The 23,765-nt window shown below is 45.6% G+C and carries 28 protein-coding genes and 1 tRNA gene; 2 read left to right on the forward strand and 27 right to left on the reverse strand.

The genetic code is table 11. From position 1 onward, the window contains the following. Positions 1-28: 28 nt before the first annotated feature. The 14 genes from ERX55_RS01315 to lepA form a co-directional block, all read right to left on the reverse strand. Complete coding sequence (locus tag ERX55_RS01315; RefSeq protein WP_165983674.1) at positions 29-436, reverse strand: PH domain-containing protein; 408 nt, start codon at positions 434-436, stop codon at positions 29-31. A 52-nt stretch (positions 437-488) separates the two neighbouring features. Beyond that, positions 489-938 carry a hypothetical protein gene (locus ERX55_RS01320; RefSeq protein ID WP_133450777.1) on the reverse strand — a complete coding sequence of 150 codons (450 nt, stop codon included), beginning with the start codon at positions 936-938 and terminating at the stop codon, positions 489-491. Positions 939-947: 9 nt separating this feature from the next. Then, positions 948-1,937: a flotillin-like protein FloA gene (gene floA / locus ERX55_RS01325; RefSeq protein ID WP_133450778.1), complete on the reverse strand. Its 990-nt coding sequence runs from the start codon at positions 1,935-1,937 to the stop codon at positions 948-950. A 17-nt stretch (positions 1,938-1,954) separates the two neighbouring features. Next, the gene (locus tag ERX55_RS01330) at positions 1,955-2,584 is read right to left on the reverse strand and encodes an NfeD family protein (protein WP_243721422.1); all 630 of its coding nucleotides are present in this window, start codon (positions 2,582-2,584) and stop codon (positions 1,955-1,957) included. 145 nt (positions 2,585-2,729) lie between these two features. After that, positions 2,730-2,906, reverse strand: a complete 177-nt coding sequence (rpsU, locus tag ERX55_RS01335) for a 30S ribosomal protein S21 (RefSeq protein ID WP_133417242.1) — start codon at positions 2,904-2,906, stop codon at positions 2,730-2,732. A 100-nt stretch (positions 2,907-3,006) separates the two neighbouring features. Then, a complete protein-coding gene (mtaB, locus tag ERX55_RS01340; RefSeq protein WP_133450779.1) occupies positions 3,007-4,347 on the reverse strand; it encodes a tRNA (N(6)-L-threonylcarbamoyladenosine(37)-C(2))-methylthiotransferase MtaB in 1,341 nt (446 codons plus the stop codon). A gap of 133 nt (positions 4,348-4,480) precedes the next feature. After that, on the reverse strand, positions 4,481-5,212 hold the full coding sequence (locus ERX55_RS01345; protein ID WP_133450780.1) for a 16S rRNA (uracil(1498)-N(3))-methyltransferase: 732 nt from the start codon (positions 5,210-5,212) through the stop codon (positions 4,481-4,483). A gap of 2 nt (positions 5,213-5,214) precedes the next feature. After that, positions 5,215-6,144 (reverse strand): 50S ribosomal protein L11 methyltransferase, encoded by a 930-nt coding sequence (gene prmA, locus ERX55_RS01350; RefSeq protein ID WP_133450781.1) that lies wholly within the window; start codon positions 6,142-6,144, stop codon positions 5,215-5,217. Positions 6,145-6,146: 2 nt separating this feature from the next. Continuing rightward, the gene (gene dnaJ / locus ERX55_RS01355; protein ID WP_133450782.1) at positions 6,147-7,268 is read right to left on the reverse strand and encodes a molecular chaperone DnaJ; all 1,122 of its coding nucleotides are present in this window, start codon (positions 7,266-7,268) and stop codon (positions 6,147-6,149) included. 75 nt (positions 7,269-7,343) lie between these two features. Further along, a complete protein-coding gene (gene dnaK, locus ERX55_RS01360) occupies positions 7,344-9,164 on the reverse strand; it encodes a molecular chaperone DnaK (protein ID WP_133450783.1) in 1,821 nt (606 codons plus the stop codon). Positions 9,165-9,185: 21 nt separating this feature from the next. Further along, complete coding sequence (grpE, locus tag ERX55_RS01365) at positions 9,186-9,731, reverse strand: nucleotide exchange factor GrpE (protein ID WP_133450784.1); 546 nt, start codon at positions 9,729-9,731, stop codon at positions 9,186-9,188. A gap of 12 nt (positions 9,732-9,743) precedes the next feature. After that, a complete protein-coding gene (locus tag ERX55_RS01370; protein ID WP_133450785.1) occupies positions 9,744-10,631 on the reverse strand; it encodes a hypothetical protein in 888 nt (295 codons plus the stop codon). Between the two features lie 110 nt (positions 10,632-10,741). Beyond that, positions 10,742-11,857: a radical SAM family heme chaperone HemW gene (gene hemW, locus ERX55_RS01375; RefSeq protein ID WP_243721423.1), complete on the reverse strand. Its 1,116-nt coding sequence runs from the start codon at positions 11,855-11,857 to the stop codon at positions 10,742-10,744. 36 nt (positions 11,858-11,893) lie between these two features. Next, on the reverse strand, positions 11,894-13,717 hold the full coding sequence (gene lepA / locus ERX55_RS01380) for a translation elongation factor 4 (RefSeq protein ID WP_133450787.1): 1,824 nt from the start codon (positions 13,715-13,717) through the stop codon (positions 11,894-11,896). Positions 13,718-13,883: 166 nt separating this feature from the next. On the opposite strand from lepA, the gene rpsT reads away from it, so the two are divergent. After that, positions 13,884-14,132, forward strand: a complete 249-nt coding sequence (rpsT, locus tag ERX55_RS01385) for a 30S ribosomal protein S20 (RefSeq protein ID WP_133450788.1) — start codon at positions 13,884-13,886, stop codon at positions 14,130-14,132. Positions 14,133-14,161: 29 nt separating this feature from the next. On the opposite strand, the gene holA is transcribed toward rpsT, so the two are convergent. After that, positions 14,162-15,130 carry a DNA polymerase III subunit delta gene (gene holA, locus ERX55_RS01390; RefSeq protein ID WP_243721424.1) on the reverse strand — a complete coding sequence of 323 codons (969 nt, stop codon included), beginning with the start codon at positions 15,128-15,130 and terminating at the stop codon, positions 14,162-14,164. 87 nt (positions 15,131-15,217) lie between these two features. Between holA and ERX55_RS01395 the strand changes: the two genes are divergently transcribed. Next, positions 15,218-15,352: a YqzM family protein gene (locus ERX55_RS01395; protein WP_133450790.1), complete on the forward strand. Its 135-nt coding sequence runs from the start codon at positions 15,218-15,220 to the stop codon at positions 15,350-15,352. 22 nt (positions 15,353-15,374) lie between these two features. On the opposite strand, the gene ERX55_RS01400 is transcribed toward ERX55_RS01395, so the two are convergent. From ERX55_RS01400 to ERX55_RS01455, 12 genes are all read right to left on the reverse strand, one after another. Then, entirely contained in the window at positions 15,375-17,627 is a 2,253-nt protein-coding gene (locus ERX55_RS01400) for a DNA internalization-related competence protein ComEC/Rec2 (RefSeq protein WP_133450791.1), read from the reverse strand. A 12-nt stretch (positions 17,628-17,639) separates the two neighbouring features. Then, positions 17,640-18,104, reverse strand: a complete 465-nt coding sequence (locus ERX55_RS01405; protein ID WP_133450792.1) for a ComE operon protein 2 — start codon at positions 18,102-18,104, stop codon at positions 17,640-17,642. A gap of 51 nt (positions 18,105-18,155) precedes the next feature. Beyond that, the gene (locus ERX55_RS01410; RefSeq protein ID WP_133450793.1) at positions 18,156-18,776 is read right to left on the reverse strand and encodes a helix-hairpin-helix domain-containing protein; all 621 of its coding nucleotides are present in this window, start codon (positions 18,774-18,776) and stop codon (positions 18,156-18,158) included. Positions 18,777-18,842: 66 nt separating this feature from the next. Beyond that, a complete protein-coding gene (locus ERX55_RS01415; protein WP_133450794.1) occupies positions 18,843-19,571 on the reverse strand; it encodes a class I SAM-dependent DNA methyltransferase in 729 nt (242 codons plus the stop codon). Further along, a complete protein-coding gene (gene rsfS, locus ERX55_RS01420; protein ID WP_133450795.1) occupies positions 19,568-19,912 on the reverse strand; it encodes a ribosome silencing factor in 345 nt (114 codons plus the stop codon). The genes ERX55_RS01415 and rsfS overlap by 4 nt, the downstream gene beginning before the upstream one ends. 18 nt (positions 19,913-19,930) lie before the next feature. Beyond that, positions 19,931-20,497 carry a bis(5'-nucleosyl)-tetraphosphatase (symmetrical) YqeK gene (yqeK, locus tag ERX55_RS01425; protein ID WP_133450796.1) on the reverse strand — a complete coding sequence of 189 codons (567 nt, stop codon included), beginning with the start codon at positions 20,495-20,497 and terminating at the stop codon, positions 19,931-19,933. Further along, positions 20,475-21,041, reverse strand: coding sequence for a nicotinate-nucleotide adenylyltransferase (nadD, locus tag ERX55_RS01430; protein ID WP_133450797.1), 567 nt, complete (start codon positions 21,039-21,041; stop codon positions 20,475-20,477). Before nadD ends, yqeK begins: the two co-directional genes overlap by 23 nt. Next, the gene (yhbY, locus tag ERX55_RS01435) at positions 21,038-21,331 is read right to left on the reverse strand and encodes a ribosome assembly RNA-binding protein YhbY (protein ID WP_133450798.1); all 294 of its coding nucleotides are present in this window, start codon (positions 21,329-21,331) and stop codon (positions 21,038-21,040) included. Before yhbY ends, nadD begins: the two co-directional genes overlap by 4 nt. A gap of 10 nt (positions 21,332-21,341) precedes the next feature. Continuing rightward, positions 21,342-22,127: a shikimate dehydrogenase gene (gene aroE, locus ERX55_RS01440; protein WP_133451058.1), complete on the reverse strand. Its 786-nt coding sequence runs from the start codon at positions 22,125-22,127 to the stop codon at positions 21,342-21,344. 8 nt (positions 22,128-22,135) lie between these two features. Next, positions 22,136-23,233: a ribosome biogenesis GTPase YqeH gene (gene yqeH / locus ERX55_RS01445; protein ID WP_133450799.1), complete on the reverse strand. Its 1,098-nt coding sequence runs from the start codon at positions 23,231-23,233 to the stop codon at positions 22,136-22,138. A gap of 103 nt (positions 23,234-23,336) precedes the next feature. After that, positions 23,337-23,407: transfer RNA gene (locus tag ERX55_RS01450), tRNA-Gly, on the reverse strand. Between the two features lie 90 nt (positions 23,408-23,497). Beyond that, the gene (locus ERX55_RS01455) at positions 23,498-23,740 is read right to left on the reverse strand and encodes a hypothetical protein (protein ID WP_133450800.1); all 243 of its coding nucleotides are present in this window, start codon (positions 23,738-23,740) and stop codon (positions 23,498-23,500) included. Positions 23,741-23,765 lie beyond the last annotated feature (25 nt).

Genomic DNA, 23,765 nt, shown 5'->3' on the forward strand with positions numbered 1-23,765 from the left:
TTGATTACTTTAAATTTACCATAGCAGACTACAAGTTGCATCTTACCGCATCCATGTTCTGCTGATTCTGTAGATAGATCTTCGGATTACGCTTCAGCAGCAGCTTGACGAAACGTTCTGTTTCAACCGGAAAGACCACAATTTTATCAGCGTCTTTCGAGCAGATTTCGACACCTACCCGGCTGCCGTAGAGAGCCACATTGAGCACTTCGATCTGCATGATATCGATCTGAATCCGGCCGATACCTCTATGAACGGTCAGTACACTGCTGATGATATAGTATTCCCTCAGCAGCATGGTAATTAACAACGCCGTCAAAAGAAAAATGAAAAGGAACATGGGAAAAGAACTGATGAAATAATAAAATACAAGCATAGAGATCAGTATCACAGTGATACCATAAAACAACGGATTGCCCTGGCTCTGAAATTTCATATGCTCACCTCTTTTCTCCATTTTAGCACAAAAAAAGAGAGCGAATGCTCTCTTACCTTTTCGATTTAGGTGGTGCTAACAGTTCAGCCATGATGAGACTATGGACCAGATTTTCATTCGTTATCTCAAACTTAAAGTTATCCGGCTCCGTCAGATCCTGGCTTTTGATCGCTTCTAACCGATGTGCTTTCTGTTGTGGGGTCAGATGTGTATCAGTCAGCACTTTTTCAACCTGATCGACCTTTCTCGGTCTCGCTGCTTGACTCTTCGTCTGGCGGAGTCCACTCGCCGGAGAAACTTCTTGAATGACTTCCTGAGCCCTCCTCTGAGCAGCCTGATACGTCTCAGATTGCTTATGGATGTTCTGCTGCACGCGCTGTTCAAAGTCCTGCAGTTTACTGATGACAGGCTTGACGTCTTCCTTCTTGCCCATCTTCTCTACGACTGACTGGCCGATTGTGATAATAATCCCGATGATGAAAATAATCGTTCCTATTGACATCGCGTCCACCTACTTTCTAGGTGGCGTCTGCTCACCTTGATCCGTCAACTTGTTGATGGCGTTGCGCATCCCTGTATCTGATTCGATATTTTTCAGGTTATAGTAATCCATGACTCCGATATTGCCTTCCTGCAGTGCCTTAGCCATCGCAAGCGGTACTTCTGCTTCCGCCTCCACTACTTTCGCGCGCATTTCCTGGACGCGGGCTTTCATCTCCTGCTCCTGAGCGACAGCCATTGCACGGCGTTCCTCTGCTTTAGCCTGAGCGATGTTCTTGTCTGCCATCGCCTGCTCTGTCTGCAGGTCAGCACCGATATTCTTGCCGATATCGACATCCGCTATATCGATTGACAGAATTTCAAAGGCCGTACCGGAGTCCAGTCCCTTCCCCAGGACCGTCTGCGAGATCATATCCGGATTTTCAAGTACTGAAGTATGGGACTGACTTGAGCCGATGGTAGAGACGATCCCTTCACCGACACGGGCGACGATTGTCTCTTCCCCCGCTCCACCGACGAGTCTTTCAATATTAGCCCGTACTGTGATTCTAGCTTTCGCTTTCACTTCAATCCCGTTCATGGCCACACCGGCGATAAAGGGTGTTTCAATCACTTTAGGGTTAACCGACATCTGGACTGCCTCCAGTACGTCACGGCCGGCAAGGTCAATCGCCGCGCCTCTTTCAAAAGGCAGGTTGATGTCGGCACGTTGCGCTGCAATAATCGCGTCGACCACGCGGTCCACATTCCCACCCGCTAAATAGTGGGACTCAAGCTGATTGGTCGTTAAGTGCAGACCGGCTTTATGCGCTTTAATCAGCGGGTCAATGACACGACGCGGAGATACACGCCGTAACCGCATACCGACCAGCGTCCCGATACCGACTTTAACGCCTGCTGCCAGGGCTGAAATCCACAGACCGACAGGAACAAAGGTGAACAATACCATCAGGAACACTAAAACAAGTCCCAAAATAATAAGCAATGCTATCCATTCCATTCTAAACACTCCTTCTACTATAATGCTCTAACGACAACTCGGGTCCCTTCGACTAAAATAATTCTGACTTCCCGGTCTTCGTCGATGAAGGACCCTTCACTGACTGCGTCTATCCGCTTGCCTTCAAAAGTTATAATGCCAGACGGTCTCAGCGGTGTCATCGTCAGCGCAATCTGACCTACAAGGTGACTTCTGTCATCATGTGAGGAATAGCCTGCTTCCTTTGACGTTGAATCCGTCAGTATTACGTTTCTGAAGAGCGGAATAGATTTACCAAAAAATTTGACCATCACTATCCACTCCAATAATGCTGATGCCAGACTGACTGCGAGGAAAACTGCCATCATTGAAATATCTTCGCCGATGAGGAGGAAACTGCTGAAGACCATGAGTGCTCCCAATATCCCCAGAACAGCACCAATCACAAATAACTCCAGTATCATTAAAATGACACCTGTGACAAACAGGATCACTGAGATCATTTCCAGCTCACCGGTCATTCCTGTCATGATGACAAATCCTGCACATGCGAAGAGCAGGATGATGCCAGCAGCAGAGAGTCTGGATGAAAACAACTGAGCAACAGCCGATAAAAAAATGACAACCATCAATATCAGAAGTATCATCTCATATGATGTGAACGACAAAAAGCCACCTCCTTGCCCTTATTATACATGATGTGGAAGTATCTTATAACAATTACAACAAAATTTAAGAAAATTTTAAGGTAACAAAAAAGCACAGGCGTCAGCCTGTGCTTATCTATAGATAATATTTGAGGGAGATCAAATATTATTTGAATTTACGTTTACGTGCAGCTTCTGATTTCTTTTTACGTTTAACACTTGGTTTTTCGTAGAATTCGTGTTTACGAGCATCTTGAATCGTACCACTTTTAGAAACTGTACGTTTGAAACGACGTAAAGCATCTTCAATAGATTCGTTTTTACGAACAACTGTTTTAGACATTAAATTTCCCTCCCTCCAAATATCAGCGGAACTAATTAAACATAGATAACTATGTACTCAAATATTATAATATACTCGTTTTAACTGGTCAATAGTGAATTTATCTGCCAGCTGCTGCGACAGTCTGCACCTTCGGCATGACCTTGACAAACTGACCGTGATTCACGGGATAACCCGCCTCCGTGATCTTCACTTTAACCAGCTCACCGATCAGTGTTTCGCTGCCTTCGAACTGAACTTTGAGATAATTATCTGTATAACCGATGAGCTGACCATCAGCCGAACCTTTTTCCTCCGGAATGACTTCCAGTACTTCCCCTTCAAACTTGCTTGCATATTCTTTAGCAAGCTGATCGGATAAGCTGATCAGCTGATGGACACGGTTATTTTTAATGTCTTCATCAATCTGGTCCGTCATGCGGGCTGCCGGAGTTCCGGTACGCATTGAATAGGGAAAGACATGCAGTTCAGAGAATTTATGCGATTCAATGAAGCGATAGGTTTCCATGAATTCTTCCTCAGTCTCTCCCGGGAAGCCGACAATCACATCACTCGTCACAGCGAGTCCTGGCATAATGGCATGGAGCTTCTGCAGCCGCTCAGAGAAATGAGCCATCGTATACTTCCGGCGCATCCGTTTCAGGACGGTGTCACTGCCTGATTGAAGCGGGATATGCAGATGACGCACGACTTTCTCACTCTGATCAATGACATCAATGACCTCATCTGTCAGCTGACTCGCTTCAATAGAGGAGATCCGAATACGTTTCAGACCTTCAATCTGTTCAAGGTCACGCAGCAGCTGCGCGAGATTGTAGTTCTTCAGATCTTCCCCGTAGCCGCCGGTATGAATCCCTGTCAAAACAATCTCCTGATAGCCGGCATCCACAAGCTGGCTTGCTTGTCTGACGACTTCCTTCGGATCACGGGAACGCATGAGACCGCGGGCCCATGGGATGATACAGAAGGTACAGAAGTTATTGCACCCTTCCTGAATCTTAAGGGATGCACGTGTTCTGTCTGTAAAATAAGGGACATCAAGTTCTTCATATGTCCGATTCTTCATAATATTGGTCACGCCGTTGATCGGCTGACGTGCTGTCTTGAACTCCTCGATATAAGGCAGCATTTTATGGCGGTCCTGTGTGCCTACGACGATATCGACACCGGGAATGTCCATAATTTCTGCGGGTGATGTCTGAGCATAACACCCTGTTACACAGATGACTGCATCTGGATTACGACGGATTGCACGACGGATGACCTGCCGGCTTTTTTTATCGCCTGTATTCGTTACAGTACACGTATTGATGACATAGACATCGGCATTTGTCTCAAAATCTACACGGTCATAACCGTCATCCTTGAAGAGCTGCCAGATGGCTTCTGTCTCATAATGATTCACTTTACAGCCCAATGTATGGAATGCAACTGTTGACATAATGTCCACCTCTTTATTTCAAATTTCTATTTATCACTCGGCTTTTCGATAACCTTAACATTTTACTATTTTTCTCCGCTGAAAATCAAGTGGCCGACACCAGAAAAGACAGGACTCAGCTGAATCCTGCCTTTTAATCCAGTAGCTCCATATGGTAACTGATGGCTGATAGTGCATAAAGCGGCGCTGTTTCAGCCCGCAGAATCCGGGGACCGAGACCGGCCGTTATACCTTCAAGCATCGCCACTTCCTTCGGGCTCAGACCGCCTTCAGGTCCGAAGACCAGAAGCACACGGTCACCTCGACGGAACCGGCTGACAGCCTGCTTGAACGCTTGCTGCTCATGATGCTTCGCACTTTCTTCATACGCGATGATCAGATGATCAAACCGGCCGTTTAACTCGGCCAGCTGAGACGTGAACTCGATAACCGGCAGCTGCTGACGGTAACTCTGTTCAGCTGCTTCTTTAATAATTTTACGGTAACGTTCAAGCTTTTTATCCGCTTTTTTCGCATCCCATCTGACGACAGAAAATTCGCCTTGAAACGGCAGGAACTGGCTCGCCCCTAATTCGGTCGCTTTCTGCAGCATCCATTCATATTTATCATTTTTGAGAAGACCGCTGGCTATTGTGATATGAACCGGAAGCTCTGTATCAAGTTCAAGTTTCTCAGTGACCCGCACCCACACTTTCTCCGACAGTTCCTCTATCGTGGCTTGATAGGTGCCGTCCGTAAAGTTAATGACCAGTGCGTCTCCTGGCTGCTGCCTCATCACATTTTTAATATGGTGGACATCCTCTTTTGCATCGATGACAAATGTTCTGCCTGCTTCAGCCGACTCCTCCAGAAAATAACGCTGCATGGCTAGGCCTTCTCTGCGAGGATGGCTACCCAGCCTTTTTCGCGTCTGATTGTTCTGATTGAAAAGCCTGCTTCAGTCATATGCTCAGTAATCATCTGTTCTTTTTCCTCAATGATGCCTGACGCAATGAAGAGTCCTTCGTCATTTAAGAGCGTAAAGGCATCATCTATCATTAAATCAACAATATGGGCGAGGATGTTAGCGATGACGACATCACGTTTCTCTGTTTCACCGACCAGAAGATTGCCGGTATCGGTCTCGATCGCGTCAGCGCAGTGATTGATTCTAAAGTTCTCCTCAGCGACTCTCACCGCGACTTTATCGAGGTCAACCGCACGAATAGGTGCTGCACCCATACGATGTGCGGCGATACTTAAGATACCTGAACCCGTACCGACATCGATTACGGACATACCAGGCTTCACATATTCCTCAACAAGCCGCAGACACATAGAAGTCGTCGCATGATCGCCTGTACCGAAAGCCATACCCGGATCTAAATGAATGATCTCTTCGTCATCTGCCGGCTGATAATCTTCCCAGCTCGGCACAACCGTAAAGCGTTCAGAGGCCTTGAATGCATGAAAATGATTCTTCCATTCATTCTCCCAGTCCTCGTCCTTAATATCAGCCGTCTCTATTTCAAAACGTGTCACTTCTACATCCTGCAAGGCTCTCACGGCCTTCTCTATGTCAGAAAGCAGCTCATCCTTGTAATCATATTCACTGTAGTAGCATTTGACCCGCACATCTTGCTCAGGATAATCTGCCGGATTCAGTTCATAGATTTCACCGAACGTTTCAATCCGCCCTTTCTGCAGCTCCAGACTATCTTCGATGACGACCCCGTTTGCACCCAGTTCATTGAGAATCTCTGCAATAAAAGGCTCGACTTCATGATTGATCATCAGCGTGATTTCTTTATAATCCATGTTTATTCTCCTCTGAAGAAGCGTCTTGTTTTTTCGAAGAAATTATCATTCTGTTCATTCAGCTCTTCACCATCAATTTCAGCGAATTCACGCAGCAGTTCAATCTGATGGTCTGTCATCTTCGTAGGTGTTACAACAGTCACCGTGACGTAAAGGTCTCCTTTGCCGTAGCCGTGGACATTCTGCACCCCTTTGTCTTTCAGACGGAAGCGTTTCCCTGTCTGTGTTCCAGCAGGAATCGTCAGCTTGACGCGGCTGTCTAAGGTCGGTACTTCAATCTCATCACCGAGCGCAGCCTGTGCAAATGATAGTTTAAGATTATAGAAGATATCATCGCCGTCACGGTCAAAGTCAGGATGTTCAGCTACCCGGAAGACGACATAGAGATCTCCGGCTGGTCCGCCGTTGATACCTGGCTCCCCTTGTCCTGCTACACGTACCTGCTGACCGTTGTCAACGCCGGCAGGAATAGTGACATCGATTGTGACGTCTTTTACTTTTACGCCGGTACCGCGGCAGTCCGTACATCTCTCCTCGTATTCCTTACCTGTTCCCTGACAGTCCGGACAAGGTCGCTCTGTCCGGATACGGCCGAACGGTGTCTCCTGTTCGACGCCGACCTGACCGCGCCCGTGACATGTCGAGCAGCGTTTTACTTCAGTACCCGGCTTCGCACCAGAGCCGTCACATGTGTCACACACGACTTCTTTACGGACTTTAATTTCTTTATTCGCACCGAAGACAGCCTCTTTAAAATCGATGTCCATCTGGTATTGCAGGTCATTCCCTTTTCTCGGTGCATTTGGATCACGTCTGGCACCGCCGCCGAAGAATGAGCTGAAAATATCTTCAAAGCCGCCGAAGCCGCCACCGAAGTCCGCGCCGCCGAAACCTGCGCCCTGACCCATGCCAGCATGACCGAACTGGTCATACTGCGCCTTCTTCTGGTCATCGCTTAACACTTCATAGGCTTCTGAAAGTTCCTTGAACTTCTCGTCTGCGCCTTCTTCTTTGTTGATATCCGGATGATATTTTTTAGACAGTTTTCTGTATGCTTTTTTTATTTCATCTTTTGAAGCGCCTTTTGATAATCCCAGCACTTCATAATAATCTCTTTTTGCCACTCGTCATTCTCCTTTTCCGCTGTTACAGAAAAAGTCAAAGTCAATAAATTGACTTTGACTTTTTAGAGGCAGCTATTATTTTTTATCGTCATCTTTTACTTCTGTAAAATCAGCATCCATTACATCATCCTGAGGTGCTGCTTCACCCTGAGCCTGTTGCTCTTGAGCCATCTGTTCATACAGCTTCATTGATAAAGCCTGAATGATTTCATTCAGCGCATCTTTTTTCGTTTTGATGTCTTCGATGTCATTACCTTCAAGGGCTTTCTTCAGTTCTTCTTTCGCAGCTTCTGCTTTTTCTTTCTCAGCATCGTCCACTTTACCTTCAAGGTCTTTTAATGTTTTTTCTACAGTGAAGACCATCTGATCCGCTTCGTTACGTGTATCGATTTCTTCACGGCGTTTTTTATCTGCTTCTGCGTTCGCTTCAGCATCTTTCACCATACGGTCGATCTCTTCATCTGATAACGCTGAAGATGACTGAATCGTGATTTTCTGTTCTTTCTGAGTGCCTAAATCTTTAGCAGTTACATTAACGATACCATTTTTATCGATATCAAATGTCACTTGGATTTGCGGTACACCGCGTGGTGCCGGTGGAATATCAGTCAGCTGGAAGCGACCGAGTGTTTTGTTGTCCGCTGCCATCTGACGTTCCCCTTGGAGAACGTGGACATCTACTGCCGGCTGATTATCAGCTGCTGTAGAGAATACTTGTGATTTTGAAGTCGGGATCGTTGTGTTACGTTCAATCAGAACAGTCGATACACCGCCCATCGTTTCAATACCAAGTGATAATGGGGTCACATCAAGAAGAACGATGTCTTTAACGTCACCTGTGATAACGCCACCTTGGATGGCAGCACCCATCGCTACAACCTCATCCGGGTTAACGCCTTTATTCGGTTCTTTATTCAGTTCTTTTTTGATTGCTTCCTGAACCGCTGGAATACGCGTAGAACCGCCGACAAGAATCACTTCATCGATATCAGATGCTGATAATGACGCATCTTTTAATGCCTGACGAGTAGGGCCCATCGTTTTTTCCACTAGGTTGCGAGATAAGTCTTCAAATTTAGCACGGGATAGTGTCACTTCAAGGTGAAGAGGACCTGCTTCTCCCGCTGAAATGAATGGTAATGAAATTTGCGTTGAAGAGACACCTGATAAGTCTTTTTTCGCTTTTTCAGCAGCATCTTTCAGACGTTGCATCGCCATTTTATCTTTAGACAGATCTAAGCCGTTTTCTTTCTTGAATTCTTCTACTAAGAAGTCGATAATCACCTGGTCAAAATCATCCCCACCGAGTCTGTTATCACCCGCTGTTGAAAGGACTTCGAATACACCATCACCCAGTTCAAGGATAGAGACGTCAAATGTACCGCCACCTAAGTCAAAGACAAGGATTTTCTGGTCTTTGTCTGTTTTATCTAAGCCGTACGCAAGTGCTGCTGCTGTCGGTTCATTGATAATACGTTCAACTTCTAAACCAGCGATTTTACCTGCATCCTTAGTCGCCTGACGTTCTGCATCATTGAAGTAAGCCGGCACTGTGATGACCGCTTTAGAAACTGTTTCGCCGAGGTAGGCTTCAGCTGTCGCTTTTAAGTTCTGCAGAATCATCGCTGAGATTTCCTGCGGTGAATATTGTTTGCCATCCACTTCCACTTTGTGGTCAGTACCCATCTCACGTTTGATGGAGATGATTGTATTTGGGTTAGTGATAGCCTGACGTTTCGCCACTTCACCGATCTGAGTTTCACCGTTTTTGAATGCCACAACAGATGGAGTTGTGCGGTTGCCTTCAGGGTTAGCGATTACTTTCGGTTCTCCGCCTTCAAGTACAGCTACACATGAATTTGTTGTTCCTAAGTCAATACCGATTACTTTACTCATTTAGAATTCCTCCAGTTTATATTATTCGTTGACTTTAACCATTGACGGTCTTAAGACACGTTCTTTTAATTTATAGCCTTTTTGCAGTTCATCCAGCACAATGCCTGATTCTTTAGAATCATCTTTTTCCTGCATGACTGCCTGATGGAAGTTCGGATCAAAAGGCTGATCCTGTGCTTCGATTGTTTCAAGCCCATGTTCCTTCAGGGCACTGACTAAGTTGTCATATACCATCTGCACACCTTTGATCAGTGTTTCATCCTCACTCTTCTGAGCAAGTGCACGCTCGATATTATCAAGCGTCGGAATCACATCACGCAGTACTGCCTGAGAACGATAGGTTTTCTCCGTTTCAAGTTCCGTACGCGTCCGTTTCTTATAGTTGTCAAACTCAGCGTATAATCTTAAATATTTTTCTTCACTAGCTGCGAGCGCCGCTTCCAGATCTGCTACCTTTTGCTCCAGACCGTCACCGTCAACATCGATCGGTGTCGTGTCGACAGGCGCTTCAGCAGTTACTTCTTCTTCAGGAACTGTTTCTTCCTGGACGTTTTTCTCTTCCGTCATTCAATATCCTCCTTAGAGTGCGCTAAGTCCCTCAAAAACTTTCCGATAGCTCATTTTAATAGGTCCGATTACAGCAACCCGTCCGTCCACTTCTTCAGTCTGAACCGGTTTAGTGACGAGTGAGACATGATTAAGCTTATCATCGATTTCCTGTCCTATCTTAACATTAATCAAATCGTCATTCATACTAATAAGCTTGGCAATGAACAGATCCGATTCGATGTAAGACATCAAATCTCGGACACCGTCCAAGTCTTTCGGGACCGCATCAAACAGAAACTCCTGCCCTGCCTTATGAATCACTGGATCAGGCTTATCGAGTCGTCTGTTGACATAATGATTTACCATCGATACAAGCTGCTTGTTAAGTGGTGTAAACGTATTGTTCTCATGATGAAGCATGGCATTAAAATACTGGTTGAGTTCTAGCAGTTCTTCCGCTGATAACGGACTGTGCCAGCCCAGCTGCTCATGCTCAACTTCACCGTCACTGTAAATCAATACAATCAGCAATGAATGAGCGACGGCAGCCAGATGGATCGCTGCTATTTTTCTGGCTTTATGATAGCCGGTCACAACAGCAAAATAATGCGTAGCAGCAGCCACTTTATCCGCAAGCTCATCAAAGTTCTTATGACTGAAGGTGCTTGCAGCATGTTCAGTCTGCAAGGTGCTGATATAGTGTTTATAGCCTTCAATTGAAGGGATGCGGCCTGAAGAAATATGGGTCTTTTCAATAAAGCCCTGTTCTTCAAGCTTCTTCATCTCAGCACGGATGGTCGCTGAACTGATGGTCAGCTGATGTTTATTCATCAGGGTACGTGAACCTACAGGCACACCACTTTCAACAAAATCTTCAACCAAAGTGTTCAATAAAATCTTTTGTCTGTTAGTGAGCATGTTTCACCTCTTTAGCACTCTTGTATCCGAAGTGCTAATAATAATTTATCAAATTGGTCAAAGTATGTCAATGTAAAACACTTCAGTTTGAAGATAAAAAAATCTACCTTCTAGATAGAAAGTAGAAATTGTTCAAATACATCATTACCGACCATACGCCCTTCAGGTGTCATGGCAATTTTATCTCCTGTCAGTATCAGATGACCCTTCTCCTCCAGCTGTGACAGCACATCACCAAACACGTCCTCTATCTGGGTGGCGTAGCGCTCAAAGAAGTCCGCTCTGGATACGCCCTCATTCATGCGCAGGCCGAGGAACATGAATTCCTCCATGGACTCCTCAAGCGTCACCTGATGTCTTTCTTTGACCGCATTTCCTCTTGTCATCGCTTTGATATAATGCGGGACAGGTGCAATATTATAGTAGCGGCTGCCGTTGACATAGCCGTGACTGCCGGCCCCGGCGCCGTAGTATTCCTTATTCTGCCAGTAGACTTTATTATGTGCGGACTCATGACCTTCTTTTGCGAAGTTAGAAATCTCATACTGCTTGAAATCAGACTGCGCCAGACGCCTGATCGTATAATCATACATTTCCGCAGCGAGCGTCTCATCCGGCAGCTGCAGCATCCCTTTACGGTACTGATTATAGAACTGGGTCTTCGGTTCCAGGATGAGTGAATAGCTCGAGATATGATTGATATCAAGGGCAAGCGCATGCTCTAAATCATCTTTGACCTGCTGCAGGGTCTGCGTCGGCAGATGGTACATCAGATCGATGCTGACCGACTCTATTCCGGCGGACTTCGCAGTATCGACCGCTTTTTTGATGTCACTTTCAACGTGCGTGCGTCCGAGCAGCTTCAACAGGTCATTATCGAATGTCTGTACACCGAGACTGAGCCGGTTGACATGGTAATGTTTCATGATATGAATCTTATCTGCTGTCAGCTCATCAGGGTTCGCTTCCATGGTAAACTCACGGGCAATCTTAAAATGCTGAGAGATGAAGCTCAGCAGCCGTTCCAGTTGTTCTACGTTCAATGCAGTCGGGGTCCCCCCGCCGATGAACAAGGTGTCGATATTTCCCGGGATCTCCTTCAGTTCCTTTATCAGACAGTCGATATAAACATCAACCGGCTGGTTCTTGATGAGGAACTTATTGAAGTCGCAGTATGTGCAGATACGGTTGCAGAACGGGATATGAATATAAAGACTCGTCATCATAACTCCTTTCACGAATAAAAGTGGCTGACGCCACTTTTATTCTTCATCCATTTTCAGGACAGCGAGGAATGCCTCCTGCGGAATTTCAACAGATCCGACAGCTTTCATCTTCGCTTTACCTGCTTTTTGTTTTTCCAGCAGTTTACGTTTACGGCTGATGTCACCACCGTAACATTTTGCGAGCACGTTCTTCCCGATCGATTTAATGTTAGTACGTGCAATAATTTTCTGACCGATCGCAGCCTGTACCGGTACTTCGAACTGTTGACGCGGGATCAGGGTCTTCAGCTTTTCAACGATGACCTTACCGCGATCATAAGCGAAATCACGATGCACAATAAAGCTGAGTGCATCGACCGTATCACCGTTCAATAGAATATCCATCTTAACGAGACGACTTTCCTGATAACCGATCAGCTCATAGTCAAATGACGCATAGCCCTTCGTATTTGATTTCAACTGATCGAAGAAATCAAAGACAATTTCGGACAGCGGCAGCTCATAGATGATATTGACACGGATATCGTCGAGGTAATCCATCGTCTTGAAGTTACCCCGCTTCTTCTGGCAGAGCTCCATGACAGCACCGACATAATCGTTCGGCACCATGATACTTGCCTTGACATAAGGTTCAAAGATCTTGTCAATCTTCTGAGGGTCAGGCATCTTAGACGGATTATCAACAATGACTTCACTGCCGTCTGTCATCACACATTTGTAGATAACGGACGGTGCTGTCGCAATCAGTTCAATACCGAACTCACGTTCAATACGCTCCTGAATGATCTCCATATGAAGAAGGCCGAGGAAGCCGACGCGGAAACCGAAGCCGAGTGCCTGTGACGTTTCAGCCTCAAATTCAAGGGAGGCATCATTCAGCTGCAGCTTCTCCAGCGCCTCGCGCAGATCGTTGTACTTACTTGTATCGATCGGATAGATACCGCAGAAGACCATCGGATTCATCTTCTTATAGCCCTGCAGCGGCTCTGGTGCCGGATTGTTCGCAAGCGTGATGGTATCACCGACGCGTGAGTCACCGACATTTTTAATGGACGCTGTGATATAGCCTACATCTCCGACCGTCAGTTCTGCGACCGGCAGCTGTTTAGGGGTATTGATGCCGACTTCGACGACTTCAAATTCCTTACCGGTCGCCATCATACGGATTTTATCACCGGCTTTGACTGTACCATCGATGATACGGATAGATGAAATAACGCCGCGGTATGCATCAAACGCACTGTCAAAAATCAGCGCTTTCAGAGGCGCTTCCGGATCACCGGTCGGTGGCGGTACCAGTTCTACAATCTGCTCCAGAATCTCATCGATACCGATATTAGCTTTTGCTGAAGCGAGTACGGCGTCAGAAGCATCCAACCCGATGACGTCCTCTATCTCCTGCTTGACACGTTCAGGCTCTGCTGCCGGCAGATCGATCTTATTGATCACCGGAATCAGTTCAAGATCGTTATCCAGGGCAAGATAAACGTTGGCTAACGTCTGTGCTTCTATCCCTTGAGCGGCATCCACCACGAGAATGGCACCTTCACAGGCAGCCAAGCTTCGTGAAACCTCATAAGTGAAATCGACGTGTCCGGGTGTATCAATCAGATGGAAAATATACGTTTCGCCGTCTTTAGCAGTATAGTTCAGCTGGACCGCATTCAGTTTAATGGTGATACCTCTTTCGCGCTCTAAATCCATGGAATCAAGCAGCTGTGATTTCATTTCACGTGATGCAACGGATTTAGTATTCTCAAGGATACGGTCCGCAAGCGTGGACTTCCCATGGTCGATATGGGCAATGATGGAGAAATTCCTGATCTTATTCTGTCTTTTTAAACGTTCTTCATTGTTCATTCAGAGAACCAACTTTCTTTTCTATTCAATAATTATGATTATATCAAGTATAGAAGGCTACTTCAATCAGTTTTAAATTAACGATTGCAATGCCTCCTGTATTTTGATAAAATATTTCTTGTTGCAATGAAAACACGTAGGTGTAATATTTTTAGGAGGTGACATCATGCCAAACATCAAATCTGCTATTAAACGCGTGACGACTAGTCAAAAAGCTCAAGATGCTAATATCTCTCAAAAGAATGATATGCGTACTGCTATCAAAAACGCAAAAGCTGCTATCGAAAACAACGCTGATAACAAACAGGATTTAGTGAACACTGCTGTTAAAAAGATTGATAAAGCTGCGAAAAGCAACTTAATCCATTCTAACAAAGCTGACCGTTTAAAATCACAAGTTATGCGTTCTAACTAATAATGAAAGCCCGCTTCCGCGGGCTTTTTTTATATGCCTAAAATGAACAGTTCTAGAATAAGGACTTTGTCCATATAAGAGGATTTAAGCTGATAATCTGTTTCAGCACAGCGATCAATCACCTTGAGGATATCGCTTAAATTAAGGCGTGATACTTTGCGGAGAGCAAGCTTCACTCTGTACGGATGAATTTTCAGCTGCTTGGCCATCTGTGCCTCACTGAAACCTTTCTGACTCAGTATCTTAGTCTGATAAAAGAGTCGATACTGCCCGGTGATAAGCGCCAGAAGTTTAATCGGCTCTTCCTTCATATTGACAAGATCTTTCAGCAGCAGGATCGCTTCTTTCTTCCGATTTGTCGTAATGTAATCCGTCAGCAGAAAGACATTCTGCTCCAGACTGCGGGAGACAATCATTTCAACATGTGACTTGGTGACAATGGTATCGTCCCCAATATACAGCAACAGTTTATGCATCTCATTGGACACCAGTTTGTAGTCGGCGCCAGTGAGCTGAATCAGTTCATCCAGTGCATCCTGCTTGATATCTTTGAACTGTTGATTCATCTCTTGCTTGACCCATTTCTTTAAGGCCATTTCGTCCATTGCCTCTATTTTATTGACTTCATGCAGCTTCTTCATGTTTTTCACGATTTTCTTACGTTCATCCAGCTTCTCACTGTTCACTTCAAATATGACGACATTCGGCCCCGTGAACTGTTCCACAAACTGGACGAGCGCATCAATATGATGCTCGACAGTCACTCGCGGTTTCTCACCGGTAAAAAGATAGCTGTTCTGGACGACAATGACCTTTTTGTCGCTGAGAAACGGGATGGTCATGGCATCCTCTATAATAGTCTGTATAGGTGTCTCCAGTAAATCGTACTTGGAGAAATTAAAATCATCCTGCTCAGGCAGTAAATCACTGACGATTTTAGCGGTTCGCTCTGCCACCAGCTCCGGTACAACACCATGATTGATTATAATCGCACTCAAATTAAGAACTCCCTTGCTGAATGTTAATTTCATTATAGCTTTTTTCACATAAATATCATATACTTAACCTAAATGGAGGTTGATAACATGAATCATTTTGAACATGATGTGCAATCTAAAAACAATGACGTGAAAGATTCACTCCTTGCAATGGGTACTGGATTCGGCGCATTTGCTGCTATCTACATCATTGCTCAGATCTTTGATCTTTTAGCGAAATAAAAGACCGCCAGCGGTCTTTTTTTTATGGCCTTTTTGCTGTTCGGACCGTCTCCAGAAACTCTATCTTGCCATCTGTCTGCGTATTCAGAATATGCACACGGCTTTTATTCAGTCTGGCCATCACCTCCTCATGAGGATGACCGAAACGATTATTTCTGCCCGCTGAAATGACGGCATATTCAGGTTTAAGGCACTCCAGCAGTTCATCTGATGTGCTCGTTTTGCTGCCATGGTGGCCCACTTTCAGCACATCTATTTGTTCACTGCAGAGTTGACCCATTAACGACCTCTCTTTTTCTGCCGGTGCATCTCCCATCAGTAAGTAGCGACGTCCTAGTGTCACGCGCGTGATAATACTGCTGTCATTTTCATCGCTGAACGGACCTTCTGTATTCAGGAGCTCCACTACCGCCTGGCCGACTTGCAGTTTATCAAGTTGTCCAGCATGGATGATCTGTGTGCCGCTTTCCTTCGCCAGCGCAAGCAGTTCGGCATATTTATCGTGACCGGGCGCCTCTGTATTTAATATCAGATAGTCCACATGTATTAATCTTAAAAGGTTAACTGCCTCACCGAAATGATCGGCATCCGGATGAGTAAGTAGTAAATAATCTATTTTAGGGTAGCCCTTTTCCTTAAGCACGCCGTGTAAATGAAAGGCGACAGCGTCACTCTCTTTTCGCCGCTTCTGCCACTTCTCTCTCATCATTTCCATCCGTCCACCTGTATCTGTCACAAGTAACTGCCCGCCGCTTTCGACGATCGAGCTGTCACCTTGTCCCACGTCGATAAAGGTCACCCCTTCCGCATGCGGCTGCAGGGCACTGATGCCATAGAGGAGCAATAACAGCATGGCTGCTCCGCCCAAAAACCGGATGACTGTGAACTCGAGTCTCGATAGCACAAAGAAAATGATCAGGGTCAGTATGACATAGACCTCAGCCCGCTGATTCGCCAGAATGATATCAGGAAGATGAATAAGACTGAAAACATCAATCAGTGCGTCGTTTATGAAAAAAGCAAACGCCAACAAGCTATCAAACCAGTCAGGCAGTGAATGCATAAGCATCATCCACAGCAGGATACTCGTACAAAGCGGAAACATGACAGCAGTGAAGAAAGGGATAAAAAGAAGATTAGTGACTAAACCTATTATCTGAAAACTGTTGAAGTTGAGGAGGAGAATCGGGATACTTGCGAGCTGAGAAATCAAGCAGGTCAGCACAAGCAGAGAAATCGGCCGCCTATCCTGATAAAGATTGCTCGTAAAAATCAGGGTAAAAGAGATGAAATAGGACAGCTGAAATCCGATATCAAAGATAGCGGTCGGTTCAAAAAGAAGAAAAAGCAGAAAGGATAATGACAGCGCATCCAGCAGGGTAAGACCATATCTTTTCAGTGCCATATAAATCAGAATAAAAAGCGATGACCTGATGACAGAAGGCGACAGTCCGGTCAGTACCGTATACATCGGGATGATGATGAACATGGCAGCTGTACACCAGTGAAGAGGAAGGTAGAACCGTTTCAGCAGGAAGAAGAGCTGGACACTGATCAACGCTACATGAGAGCCGCTGATTGCATAGAGATGATAAATACCCAGAACTTTCAGCTGCGCAAGCTCATCTGCTGCAAGATACCGGGTATCGCCCAAGGTCAGCGCAACAACGTAACGCATATTATAGCGACCACTTTGCATCATGTGATCGGCAAGCTGAACACGGTAAAGCTTCAGCTTATCCACTATACCCAGCGTTCTCTCCCTGCAGGATAACCAGTCTATCTGTTTAACTGTCGCCTGATAGCGGATGCCCTGCCGCTTTAAAAAAGCGGCATAGTCGAATTTCAGGCCATTGGTGTTCGGTAAGGGCTGTCTGAGTTCAACTGAAGCTGAGCAGGCCCTGAAATAAGGCATTCTGCTGAGCAGCTGCTTGTGCTCACTTTCAGACTTAATATGATAACTGAACCTCACCGGCTGATCCTCTATAAGAGCAACCCCGGAAAAATAATCACCATCGACATTCTGGTCGTCGGTAAATGACAACAGTGAAGTCATGGTGCCTCTTTCAGTATCCGTCCAGTCAAAATCTGGTGCCGCTTCTGCAGAAGTATAGAAATAGAAAAAGAGACTCACACCAAACAGGCCTATCACATAGACCAACCTTTGTTTCCGGTAGCTATGACAGATGACGAGCAGAAACAAGATACATGCGCTTAACGGCGCAGACCGAAACAGTATACCGCAGCAGGCGGCGACAGCCAGATTAAACCACATGTATCCTCCTTCTTATTCGATCATTTTAAAATAATCCGCTACTTTCCTCGCATCAAACGGTATTTTCTCCACTTGGACACCTGATTTCTGCAATAATTCTATTGCATACGGATGGTTCTTATAATCGATGGCATAGGAGATCTTGCTGATACCTGCTTGTATCAGAGACTTCGTGCAGTGAATACACGGAAAATGCGTGACATAAATTTCAGCGCCTGCCGTTGAGACACCTAATTTTGCGCACTGCAGCAGCGCATTCATTTCGGCATGGACTGTTCTGATACAGTGTCCTTCCTCAAGATAACAACCGACATCCGTGCAGTGTGCTTCACCTGCAACTGACCCGTTATAGCCGCCCGCAATCATCCTATTTTCCTTGACGATGGTCGCACCCACGCTTAATCTATTGCATGTTGAACGTAAAGCGAGTAGCTGGCTCTGCGCCATAAAATAATCCTGCCATTTAATTCTTTCCACAATGATCCCTCCAATAGTCTCATTGTAAGGGAATGAATCCTGCTCTGGCAATCACAATTCGATGAACGGTTCAAGTGTCATATAAGTCTTGTCTCCGATCCCCTTGATCTCCTTCATCTCTTCCTTCGACTTGAAACCCCCATGCTGCTCCCGGTAAAGCAGGATGTCGGCCGCTTTCTTCGGTCCAATGCCCGGGATCTCCTGCAGCTCTGTCTCAGTCGCCTTATTGATATTGATCACCTTGCTCTCAGGGCCTTGACCGCTTCCTGCTTCAGTGTGATACATCGCAAACTTCTCCTCTTTGACCTCACCTTTAAAAGGGACGTAAATCACCATCTGATCCGTCAACAGCATCGACAAGTTCACCGCTTCAAGGTCTGCATTTTCTCTTGGCTGAGCCAGGACGATGACATCGTTGACGCGCTGATTTTCTCGCGAAGGATAGACCCCCGGATGCTTGACCGCCCCTTTTATATCAACGATCAGTTCCTTGTCAGGTCCTTCAGTGGTCACGACTTTTTCGACAGCCGGTTTCTCCTCTGCCAGGGACTCGAGCGGCTCTACCGGTTTCTTAGCGGACGACAGATAGATGAATAGGACCGCCATCAGTATAATGAGGCATATACCCAGCTTCATTTTATGCGTCATCAGCAGTTCATGAATTTTTTCCACAAAAAAACACCTCCCCTTAATAATCGGAGAGATGTCATCATTTTATTTTTTCTGTCACAATAAAAATTATCTTTCACGTTTTTTACGTGCAACATAAAAGATTCTTTCAGCATCATGTGGTACTGCTTCATCCGGCTTAAAGTCCGCAAAGACCTTCTCAACTGTAAAACCATTGTTTTCTAGCAGCGTTCGATAATCTTCCGGCTCAAAGGTCCGCTGATAGTGTGATTCATCAAAACGTCGATACTTACCGTCTTCTTCCAGCATGAAGAAACTCATATCGTGATAGACACTGTGCTCCTCTTCGCCTGGCACTGTCTGCCACAAATAAGTCACACGGTCCGTCTCGTCACTGTAAGTCTGTCCGTTGAACAGATGAGTCATCTTCCAGACCGAATGGACATCAAAGAGAAATACACCGTCTTCCTCAAGATGGTTATAGAGCCGGCTGAAAAGTACATTCAGCTCTTCTTCCGCTGTGACATAATTCAGGCTGTCGCAGAAACAGGTGATGACGTCAAACGTCCGGTCCAGTTCAAGTGCTGTCATATCCTGCACCAGCCACTGAATGGATGGGTCTTTAGTCTGGGCCACTGTCAACATGTCCTCACTCAGATCCACACCGACACGTTCCAGCTGTTTCGGCAGCAGTGTCGTAAAAGAACCCGTGCCACATGCAAGGTCAAGTATGGAATGCTTTCCCTTCAGATAAGGGGCTGTCACCTCAATCCACTGGTCATACGGCTGGTCATACATCAGTTCATCATAGAGAACTGCAAATGCCTCGTATGTCATGCTTCGTAGGTGATGAACTCTGCATCACGATACAGACGCTCCAAGTTATAGTAGCTTCGTTCATCGCGGTGGAAGATATGGACTACAACATCATCCAGGTCTACAAGTATCCACTGCGCCTCGTTGAAGCCTTCAAGCTTGCCTACCTCAATCCCTGCTTTTTCTGCCTGTTCCTTCACTTCTCTTGCAATCGCCTGTACCTGGCGGTCAGAATTGGCATGGCAGATGACGTAGTAATCAGTGATGCCACTGATCTCCTTGACATCAATACCGATGATTTCCTCTGCCTTTTTATCGTCACACGCTTTAAATGCGAGTTCAAGTAATTGTTTTGAATCCATTCAATCCATCCTTTTAAGTTATTTTTCGAGGTTATAGTAATTCAGGCAATCTATCGTCAGCGGATAGATCACGTGATCGGCTTCCGCCAAATATAAGACTGTTCGTTTTGAGATTTCATAGATTGCTTTATCAAGTTTCTGCTCATCAAAGATCATCTTTCTGATGTCATCAACGCCGGGCTGTGTCCGCCCCGGTTCGATATAATCAGCCACAAAAATGATTTTTTCACTGAGCGTCATATGAGGACGTCCAGTCGTATGATGATAGATGGCAAGATAAATCTCTTCGTCTTCTATCCCGAATTCATTTTTCATGATCGCTGCGCCGACCGGTCCATGCAGAATCTCGGAATTATAGGCTAAAAGTGTATTATCAAGCTCATATTTCGTCACTTTCTGATATAGTTTTGACAGCTCATCATATTTTGCATAGTCGTGCAGAATACCTGCAATTTCAACCCGTTCAGCATCACCGCCAAAAATTCCAGCCATCTTCACGGCTGTTTCAGCGACTCGCAGGGAATGCTCAAAACGTTTTTTCGGCAATTTTTCTTCAACTATTTTAATCGCTTTTTTCTTTTTCATAGATACGTTCCTTTCGCACATACGACTCAATGTCTTCAGTGAGCCAGAACTTCACGGTCTTACCTGCAGCAAGACGCGTTCTGATCTCGGTAGAGCTGACATCAATTCGCGGAATATGGAAGCTCACTGCCTCTTCGACCTGCTGATACTCAACTGAACGATTCACCACTATAAATGTGCACATCTGATGCAGTTCATCTATGCGGTACCAGTTGTGCAGCTGATCGTACTGATCAGTGCCGATGACGACATAGATATCCGGATCACTTTCTGCCAGATACTTTACAGTATCATACGTATAGCTCTGCCCTCTGCGCTCCAGCTCGAATGTCGACACCTCGCCAAAACCCAGTCCAGCGATGCCAAGGGTCAGCATCTTCAGTCTCTCCTCGTCTGTCGCAACAGCATGCCGTGATTTCAACGGACTGTGCGCGGCCGGCATAAAAATAAACCGGTCTGGCCTGAAGGCCGCATGCACCTCATTCGCCACCACGAGATGACCGATGTGCAGAGGGTCGAACGTCCCGCCGTATAGTATGATCATCGCGGCAGTTCAATTTTCTTGTGGTTTTTAGAAGGCTTATACAGAATAATCGTCGAACCGATCAACTGGACGAGGTCGCCGTGTACGCGGCGCGCCACCTCTTCAGCCAGCTCCTCTTTTTCATCATCATTATTCTGAAGAATGCTGACTTTAATCAACTCTCTCTTCTCCAGCACTTCGTTCAGCTGTTCAATCAGATTGTCATTGATGCCTCCTTTACCGATCTGGAAGATCGGATCAAGATGGTGGGCTTCTCCGCGTAAATAACGTTTTTGTTTACCTGTTAACATATCGTTCCTCCTATAAATGATTCTTCACACATTCGGTCATAGCCGCTCGATCTGCTTCTAGACCTGTCCAGATTTTAAAGCTCTGTGCGCCCTGGTTGACGAACATCCCCAGTCCATTGATCGTGGTCAGCCCGAGACTGTCAGCGAGCGCGAGAAAAGGCGTCTTGCTCGGTGTATAGATGATGTCTGCAACCACTGCATCCGGATGCACTGAACTGAAGTCGTAAAGCACCTCATCTTTAAAGCCGGTCATGCCGACCGGTGTGGTATTGACCAGTAAATCCGTTCGGTCTGCATATCGCTCAATATCCTGCAATGTGATCTTGTTTACATCAAACGGCCAGTCATCCAGACGTTCAGGGCTGCGGTTGGCTACAGTGACCTCCGCTCCTCTGGCCGCAAATCCTTGAGCGATCGCTCTGCTGGCGCCTCCCGCTCCAATCAACAGGACATGGCGATAATCATGTAGCGGCAGACTTTCAATAAAGCCGGATGCGTCTGTATTGTAGCCTGTCCACTTATCCCCGGTAATTTTAACCGTATTGACGGCACCCATTTTCAGCGCATCAGCATCTACTTCATCCAGATAATCCATGATAGCGGTCTTGAACGGGATTGTCACATTAAAACCATCCATCTCCTTAGCCGTCATGATATCACGGATGTGATGGAAATGATTCGGATGGATATCAAGTGCCAGATAGGAATAATCGAGTCCAAGCGACCTGAAATTAGCATGATGCATCACAGGGGATAAGGAATGGCTGATCGGGTGGCCGATAACGGCAAAATTCATCGTCATCCCTATAAGATGCTCGGTCTTAAATAGACATCCACTTGTTTAGGGGCATAAACTTCAAGCACGGCCCCTTCTTCAACAGTGATAAAACCGAGTCCTGATATGATGATATCCTGCTTCTGCTCTTTCACAGATAATGTATGTCTTTTAAGGTTGTTAAAATCAAATGTCTTGTTTCCCGGCGGTGTCAAAAGCTCCCCTATCTGACGATGCCATAGATCTTCTGCATTCACACGCTTCGTCCGGTGAATATTCAGACGATTGGAGACAAAACAATTCAAGCTGCGTCTGCCACCCGACACATAATCCACGCGTACTAAACCACCCAGGAAGAGGGTCTGCCCTTCATTCAGCTGGAAGTTACGCGGCTTGATCTCTTCTTTTGGCATGATGACTTTTAATTCGTCGTCAGTGACGTAATGCGTCATCTGGTGAGACTGTATGATACCCGGTGTATCATACATAAACGTACCATCACCTAGAGGGATATCGATTAAATCAAGTGTCGTACCCGGAAAATGTGAAGTCGTAATGACATTTTTCTCACCGATACTGCGTTCAATCAGCTTATTGATCAGTGTTGATTTGCCGACGTTTGTCGTCCCGACGATATAGACATCCTGGCCGTTACGCTCCTCTTCAATCACTTGAAGCAATTCATCTATGCCATGGTTCTTCTCAGCCGAAATCAGCACCACTGCATCCGGCTTCATACCCAGTTCTTTTGCCAGGTGTTTGATCCAGTTCTCTACACGCTTCTTATTGATCAGCTTAGGCAGTAAATCGATCTTGTTGGCCGCCAGAATGACTTTTTTCTGCCCGACAATGCGTTTCAAGCCGCTGATCCATGACCCTTGAAAATCAAAGACATCAATGACATTGACGATGATACCTTCACGGTCACTGAGGGCATTCAGCATCGTCAGAAAGTCGTCACTCGACATATTGACATCTTGAATCTCGTTGTAATGCTTCAGTCTGAAGCAGCGCCTGCAGATGACATCCTCTTTATTGAGACTAGATTTCGGCACATAGCCCGCCTGATTCGGATCTTCACTCTGAAGAACAGCGCCGCAGCCGATACATCTTAATTCGTTAGACAAATATGTTTCCTCCTAAAGTTATGTTTATCCATCCCTATTTTAGCACATTTCTATTTGAATCAAAAAATTGACATAAAAAAAGTCCCAGTAGCCCGGGACGGTAAGCGGATGACTGGAATTGAACCAATGACTCCAGCCAGGAAGACTGGTATTATAACATTTAACTACATCCGCATATATAATTCTGATGAACACTTTATCTATAATAGCACAGATAAAATATTTACGCAACAAAAAAACGGACTTTTTATGAAGTCCGAAAAATCACCATCTGTTCTCAAGCTTTTCAAGCATCGCCTGGCCTTGCTGCGTCAGTTTGAGATCTTTCATTTCGTCGATACTATAAGCACCATTTAACTGGAAGTCTGCTTTATCACCTTCCACTAAATCTTCGTCGAATAAATAATCCAGTTCCGCTTCATCATAGTCATTATTCACAGAATCAAAGCGGCCTTCTTTGGACACACTGTCTAAATATTTGTAGAGTACATCATTATCAACTGTCATATGCAAATCTCCTTTTTGTTTTCTT

Origin of the sequence: Macrococcus bovicus (genome assembly GCF_004359575.1) — a bacterium.
GTDB classification, from domain to species: Bacteria; Bacillota; Bacilli; order Staphylococcales; family Staphylococcaceae; genus Macrococcus; species Macrococcus bovicus.